The following is a 6,894-nucleotide window of genomic DNA, read 5'->3' as shown; positions in this document are numbered from 1 at the left end:
TTGGAGTGCAGGAATGCGCGCAGAATCTTGTTGGTAGTACGCGGGTAAACGTAGTCGGTGCCCAGCAGGAAGAAGCGCTTGGCCGAGCCGCCGTCTTCGCCCATCAGGTACTCGACCGCAGGAATCGCCTGCTGGTTGGGCGCTGCACCGGTATAGAACACGTTCGGCGACATCTCTTCGCCTTCGTACTGCACAGGGTAGAACAACAGGCCGTTGAGCTCTTCAAAGACCGGCAGTACCGATTTGCGGGACACGGATGTCCAGCAGCCGAACACTACAGCGACCTTGTCCTGAGTCAGCAACTGACGGCCCTTTTCCGCGAACAGCGGCCAGTTGGAGGCCGGGTCCACGACCACAGGTTCCAGCATCTTGCCGTTCACGCCACCCTTGGCATTGATTTCATCGATGGTCATCAGCGCCATGTCCTTGAGCGAAGTCTCGGAAATGGCCATGGTCCCGGAAAGCGAATGCAGAATACCGACCTTGATCGTTTCGGCTGCCTGAACTGTCCAGGTCATACCCATTGCGGCGATTGATGCGGTCAGGGTGAAAGCTTTGATCAGGCTGCGACGCTTCATTGGACGGGCTCCGTTCGGTTGGCTTTTTTTGGGAGGGCGAAGAAATGCCTCAATGCTGCTAAGCAAAGGCTGTGCCCAACCCGGCCAACGGCGGCGTAGACAGGCACTGCAACAACCAGGTGCAAGCCTGCGCACTGAAGTGGCGCTGATCGTGGTGCATCGCTGGATTTTTTGGTCGTTGTTGGTGCGAGGGGGATGCTGCGCAATGAAAAAGCCGCTTTTCAGCGGCTTTTTCAAGAGATTCGACGAGGCCCGAACCGGTCGGGTGAGGAATTCATCACAAAACCGCCCGCCGGTTTCAGGCTTCGTAGCTGCAATTTAAGCTGCCGCCGAAGATTTAGCAAAGTGGGAAAAAACTATCCGATCGAACGCCCACACCGCCAGCAGCGAAATGCCTACCAGCGGGAAGGCTACGGCCAGGGCGAACATGATCACGATTGCCGTTTTCCAGCGTGGCAGGTCATGGCGCAAGGGCGGAACACCCAGGCCTCCTGTGGGGCGGCGCTTCCACCAGATCACCAGCCCGCTGACCGAGCCGAGCAGAATCATCAGGCACGCCACAAAGATCAGTATCTGGTTGATCCAGCCGAAGAATTTGCCTTCATGCAGCATCACGCTCATCTCGGTAGCCCGGGAAACCAGGCTGTAATCCTTCCAGCCCACGTCAGCCAGCACCTTGCCGCTGTACTGATCGATATGCAGGGTGGCGTCATTGCGCGGGTCGTCCGCGAATACCGATACCGTGAATACGCCTTCGGCAGTCTTGGGCGCGGTAATGCTGTAGCCGGGCTCGACGCCGCGTTCGGTGGCGATATCCACGACCTGCTGCAAGGTGACTTTGGGGGCCGCCGGGCCGGCAGACATGCCGTGATGATTCATGTGTTCGGCATGCTCGCCCGTGGACTGCGGCATCGGCGTGTTTTCCAGCGCCCAGGGCACGGTCTGCACGCTGGCGGTATTGAGTTCACCGGCCAGTTGCGTGGACTTGGGTACATCGGTCCACATCGCGGCGGGGAAGGTGTTCCACAGCTCGGCGTACTGCTTGCCCCAGAAGCCGGTCCAGGTCATGCCGCTGAGCAGCATGAACAGCAGAATCAGCGAGCCCCAGAAACCGGTGACCGCATGCAGGTCGCGCCACAGCACGCGCCCGCGGCTGCTCAGGCGCGGCCACAACACCCCAGATGCATTGCTCCCGCGTGGCCACCACAGATAGAGGCCCGAGATCACCAGCATGATGCCCCAGCCAGCGGCCAGCTCGATCAGCCGGTCACCGACCGTGCCGATCATCAGCTCGCCATGCAGGGCGCGGGCGATGGCTTGCAGGTTGTTTTTGGCATCCTGGGTTCCCAGAATTTCGCCGCGATAAGGGTCGATAAAGACATTCAGCTCGCGGCCCTGTTCACGCACCACGAATTGCGCGCTGCCTTCGGCGCTGAAGGGCGGGAAGTATTTGCTGACGGCGGCCTGTGGATAACGGTTCAGCACTCGCTGTTGCAACTCGTCGGCGCTGATCTGGTGATGAGCGGGTTTGACGGTCAGCAGGTCGCTGTACATCAATTGATCCAGCTGTGGCTTGAACAGGTAAATGATCCCGGTCAGCGCCAGCAGGATCATGAACGGTGCCACGAACAATCCGGCATAGAAATGCCAGCGCCAGGCAAGGTTATAGAAAGAGACTTTACGCTGTGACATGAAAAGCGTGCTCACGGAAAAAGGTACAGGACTGAGTTGCGCAGGTTTCCGGCAAGTCAGTCAGGTTCGCGCAGCCTTCGAGGCTGCGGTCGTTATAGGGTCAGGCTGTCGTCGTGGCAGGCGGTGCCCTGCTGCGGGCGTGCAGGAAGGCGCTCTGACGCGCATGACCTTGCCGGGTGAGCGCGGCAAAGAAGTCGGAGGGTTTGGGCGGTGTTGCGGCAACCAGAGTGATGACCCGAGACAGGGCAGGGCAACTGAACAGCAAGGTGCAGTAGCCGCACTTGGCCCATAGCGCATGATCGCTCATGCCTGTCTCGGCAGGGCTGGCGTGCTCGCCGCCATGGTGCGCATGGTGCTCCCCGCTGCCCATCGAGGTGGATACGGGCGTGGACATACCGGCGTGATGTTCCATCGGCATCGACTGGGAAATCAGTGGACCGATAAAGATCATCAACATGGCGAACAGACTCAACCATGCGCCTCTGGCTCCAGGAGGCACGGCTGAGCGGGTTCGGTCGGTGCGCATGGCGCTCAAGTCAGGCAGTCACTCAATGTTTGTGTTCGGGTTCCTGCTTCTGGACCACGACCTGTACGTCGATATTGCCAGCCTTTTCGAAGTGCAGCGTCATCGGAAAGCGCTGACCGAGGGCGAGCATGGACCGGTCTTTGATACCCAGCAGCATCACATGATAAGCCATGGGCGCAAAACTGACTTTGGCTCCGGCTGGAACCTCGACTGACGGTACCTGGCGCATTTTCATCACGCCATCTGCCTGCACATGCTCATGCAACTCTGCCTGGCTGGCGATGGGAGTTGTGACGCTCAACAGACGATCGGCGTTACTGCCCTTGTTCTCAATGGTGAAATACGCCGCTACGGTCGGCGCATTCGGTGGCAGTTCCATGGACCATGGATGGCCGATCAATAACTGGCCGCCGGTGTATTCGTGGGCATTGGCAAAGCAGGCAGGCAGCAACAGGGCAGCCAGCATGAGGACTTTCTTGAACATGGATGATTCTCCGGTCAATTCATTCAGGTGCGTCAAGACACGTGCGAAGTGAATGTCAGGCTAGCGGAGAGGCCCGGGGATTGGCGCTTGGCCATTGCTGGCGAGGCGAGGTATGGATCAGAAAGAGGGCCGGCGGGAAGTATTCCGGCCCAGGCCGTATCTGCGGGCCATGGGTAAAGCCTGAAGGAATGACGACAATCAGCGAGCCTGAACAGCAGGCGCAATGTTGCATGCCTGAGTGATCGTCATTGCCGGGAACGCGGTTTGTCGCATCACCCAGGGAAATCGCTACCAGACGTGTACCACTGCCGCTACAGAAACTGCCCCACAGCAACTGCTCGCCCTGAGAACGAGGCGACAGGGGCATGGCCAGCAGACTGAAAAGCACTGCGAAGCAGGCTATCCAGGCCGATGTTGTCCGGTGTCGGGACATTACGGTTTCCGTTTGATCGAAGGGTCCAGTCAGCCTCGCCATTTAGCCTGAATGGCGGCGATAAGTAAAAAGGGAGGCCTGTGGCCGGGTGTCGCGGGGAATCCGAGGCGAATTCATTCGCGAAGGGCATGCAAGGCTTCTTCGAGACTTTCCAGCACCCGGTCCACTTCCGGTAATGCCGGTCGTTTCAGCACCAGCACCGGCAGGCCACGCTCGCGGGCCACTTCCAGTTTGGGTTCGGTGGAACTGCTGCCGCTGTTCTTGCTGATCAGGACATCGATCTGGCGTCGCTCGAAGAGGGCGCGTTCGTCTTCGAGGTGGAAAGGGCCGCGTGCGCCGATCACTTCACAGCGTTCGTTGCCGGGGTATGGGTCCAGGGCGCGCAGGGTCCAGAACTGGTGCTCGGGGATTTCGTGCAGGTGCTGCAAGGGCTCCCGGCCCAGAGTGAACAGCGGACGCTTGAATGGAGCCATTGCTGCGATCAGTTCCGCCCAGTCGGCCACTTCACGCCAGTCATCGCCAGGACCTGGCTGCCACGCCGGACGACGCAGCGCCCAGCATTCGATCCCCGCCAGGCCCGACGCAACAGCGGCATTGCGACTGATTTGCGCGGCATAGGGATGGGTGGCATCCAGCAGCAGGTCGATACCCTGTTCACGGATAAACTGCGCCATACCTTCAGCGCCGCCATAACCGCCGACCTTGAGCTGGCAGGTCAGATCCGTCGGTACGCGACCCACCCCGGCCAGACTGTAGAAGTGTTGCGGCCCCAGGGTTCGTGCGATGGCCAATGCTTCGGTCACGCCGCCCAGCAGCAATATGCGTTTCATGCAGTTACTCCGGCTTTTCCGACAATGGCGCCCTGACGATCGATAGCGAACACTTCCACTTGAACCTGTGCCGGGACCACGCTGCGGGCGAAGTCCAGGGCATGCTGGCAGACCACATCGCCCAGCGGTACGCCCGCTGCGGTGCTCATGGCCAGGGCCTGCTGGCTGGTATTGGCCTCGCGGATCTGCTGTTGCAACATTTCATCGGCACCCGCGTGCGCGGCCCATTGCGCCAGTTGCGGCAGGTCGATGCTGGAATGGCGGCTGTGCAGGTCCATATGCCCGGCAGCCAGTTTGCTGATCTTGCCGAAGCCGCCGCAGAGACTCAGTTTATCCACAGGCACCTTGCGCAGGTGCTTGAGTACTGCGCCGACGAAGTCGCCCATTTCGATCAGGGCGATATCCGGGATGCCATAGACCCGGCGCATGGTGTCTTCACTGGCATTGCCGGTGCAGGCGGCGATATGCAGATAGCCATTGGTCTTGGCGACATCGATACCCTGGTGGATGGAGGCGATGTAAGCCGCGCAGGAAAACGGCCGCACAATGCCGCTGGTGCCCAGGATCGACAGCCCGCCGAGAATGCCCAGGCGCGGGTTCATGGTTTTCAGTGCCAGGGCTTCACCGCCTTCGACGCCCACCGTCACTTCGAAACCGCCCTCGTAACCCATTTCCTGCGCCAACCCCAGCAAATGCTCGGTCATCATGCGACGCGGCACCGGGTTGATGGCAGGTTCACCGACATTCAGCACCAGACCGGGGCGCGTCACGGTGCCCACCCCGGGGCCTGCGACAAAGCGCACGCCTGGCTCGGCATCGAGCCGCACCCGGGCAAAGACCAGTGCGCCATGGGTCACGTCGGGGTCGTCTCCGGCATCCTTGATGGTTGCCGCCTCAGCGCCGTCCGCCACAAGGCGACAGAACTCCAGGCGCATCTGCACCTGCTTGCCCTTGGGCAGCACGATCTGCACCGCATCGTTGGCCGGTCCGCCCAGCAACAGACGCGCAGCCGCCAGGCTGGTGGCCGTGGCACAACTGCCTGTCGTCAGGCCACTGCGTAGCGGGGCGGGCTGTTCGGCGGTTTCTTCGCGCATCAGGGCTTGACCACATCCAGCAGAGTGATGGGCAATGCCTGACGCCAGGTATCGAATTCGCCCAGCGGTCTGGCATGGGCGACGTGGATGCGGGTCAGCTCGCCGCCATGCTGTTCGCGCCAGGCCATCAGGGCGATTTCGCTTTGCAGGGTCACGGCATTGGCAACCAGCCGGCCACCGGAGCGCAGTTGTTTCCAGCAGGCCTCCAGCACGCCGGGACGGGTCACGCCGCCTCCGATGAAGATGGCATCAGGGGTTTCAAGGTCATGCAGCGCTTCGGGCGCACTGCCGCGCACCAGTTGCAGGCCGGGCACCCCCAGCGCATCACGGTTGAATTCGATCAGATGCTGACGACCTTCATCCGCTTCGATGGCCAGGGTTCGGCAGGTGGGATGGGCGCGCATCCACTCGATGCCGATGGAGCCACACCCCGCACCCACGTCCCAGAGCAGTTCGCCGGGTACCGGAGCCAGACGCGCCAGGGTGATTGCCCGCACATCACGCTTGGTGAGCTGGCCGTCATGTTCGAACGCCGAGTCCGGCAAGCCTGCCAGGGTGCTCAGGCGTGGCGCATCGGCGTCGGCGCGGCAGTCGATGGCCACGAGGTTCAGCGCCGCGATATCCGGGCTGCCCCACTCACTGGCCAGCCCGTCGATACGTCGCTCGGCTTCGCCGCCCAGATGTTCCAGCACGGTCATATGGCTTGGGCCGAACCCCCGCTCGCGCAACAGGCCGGCAATGGCTGCCGGGCTGCTGCCATCGTTGCTCAGCACCAGCAGGCGCAGGCCATGATGAACCTGTGCGTTCAGAGCGGCCAGAGGTCGGGCGACCACCGAAAGCGTGACGACCTCCTGCAACGGCCAGCCCATGCGTGCCGCCGCAAGTGAATAGGAGGAGGGCGCGGATATGACGCGCATTTCCTCGATTGCGACCACGCGGGCAAGGCTGGCGCCGACACCAAACAGCATCGGATCGCCGCTGGCCAGGACACAGACTTCGGCGCCACGCTGCTCCAGTACCGGCGTCAGGGAAAACGGGCTCGGCCAGTTGCGGCGTTCTGCGCGAATACAGGGCGGCAGCAGGGCGAGCTGGCGCGGGCTGCCAAACACCTGATCGGCGTGCAGCAGCGCATGCCGGGCATTCTTGCCCAGGCCTTTGTAACCGTCTTCCCCGATTCCCACGACTGTCAGCCACGGCGACATTTGCATTCCTCGATCCGAACTTCCGACAGAGCGTCTTTTCATGCTGGCGGACAAA

8 protein-coding genes are annotated in these 6,894 nt (G+C 61.6%); all 8 read right to left on the bottom strand.

Features of this window, described 5'->3' with window-relative positions:
• Window positions 1-578: transporter substrate-binding protein (locus JSY17_RS21855; RefSeq protein WP_206402895.1), on the bottom strand; the 578-nt coding region annotated here is incomplete at its 3' end.
• A 318-nt stretch (window positions 579-896) separates the two neighbouring features.
• Window positions 897-2,270, bottom strand: a complete 1,374-nt coding sequence (locus JSY17_RS21850) for a PepSY-associated TM helix domain-containing protein (protein ID WP_206402897.1) — start codon at window positions 2,268-2,270, stop codon at window positions 897-899.
• 100 nt (window positions 2,271-2,370) lie between these two features.
• Window positions 2,371-2,805 (bottom strand): DUF2946 domain-containing protein, encoded by a 435-nt coding sequence (locus JSY17_RS21845; RefSeq protein ID WP_404823366.1) that lies wholly within the window; start codon window positions 2,803-2,805, stop codon window positions 2,371-2,373.
• 13 nt (window positions 2,806-2,818) lie between these two features.
• Window positions 2,819-3,280: a copper chaperone PCu(A)C gene (locus JSY17_RS21840; RefSeq protein ID WP_206402901.1), complete on the bottom strand. Its 462-nt coding sequence runs from the start codon at window positions 3,278-3,280 to the stop codon at window positions 2,819-2,821.
• 55 nt (window positions 3,281-3,335) lie between these two features.
• Complete coding sequence (locus JSY17_RS21835; protein ID WP_117185370.1) at window positions 3,336-3,713, bottom strand: DUF2946 domain-containing protein; 378 nt, start codon at window positions 3,711-3,713, stop codon at window positions 3,336-3,338.
• 113 nt (window positions 3,714-3,826) lie between these two features.
• Window positions 3,827-4,543, bottom strand: a complete 717-nt coding sequence (locus JSY17_RS21830) for a cobalt-precorrin-6A reductase (RefSeq protein WP_206402903.1) — start codon at window positions 4,541-4,543, stop codon at window positions 3,827-3,829.
• Window positions 4,540-5,637, bottom strand: a complete 1,098-nt coding sequence (locus JSY17_RS21825) for a cobalt-precorrin-5B (C(1))-methyltransferase (protein WP_117183364.1) — start codon at window positions 5,635-5,637, stop codon at window positions 4,540-4,542. The genes JSY17_RS21830 and JSY17_RS21825 overlap by 4 nt, the downstream gene beginning before the upstream one ends.
• A complete protein-coding gene (gene cbiE / locus JSY17_RS21820) occupies window positions 5,637-6,839 on the bottom strand; it encodes a precorrin-6y C5,15-methyltransferase (decarboxylating) subunit CbiE (RefSeq protein WP_206402905.1) in 1,203 nt (400 codons plus the stop codon). Before cbiE ends, JSY17_RS21825 begins: the two co-directional genes overlap by 1 nt.
• Window positions 6,840-6,894 lie beyond the last annotated feature (55 nt).

Source organism: Pseudomonas capsici, from assembly GCF_017165765.1.
GTDB lineage: Bacteria > Pseudomonadota > Gammaproteobacteria > Pseudomonadales > Pseudomonadaceae > Aquipseudomonas > Aquipseudomonas capsici.
The sequence above is the reverse complement of the archived record's forward strand: the minus strand, read 5'-3'. Positions and strand labels throughout refer to the sequence as shown.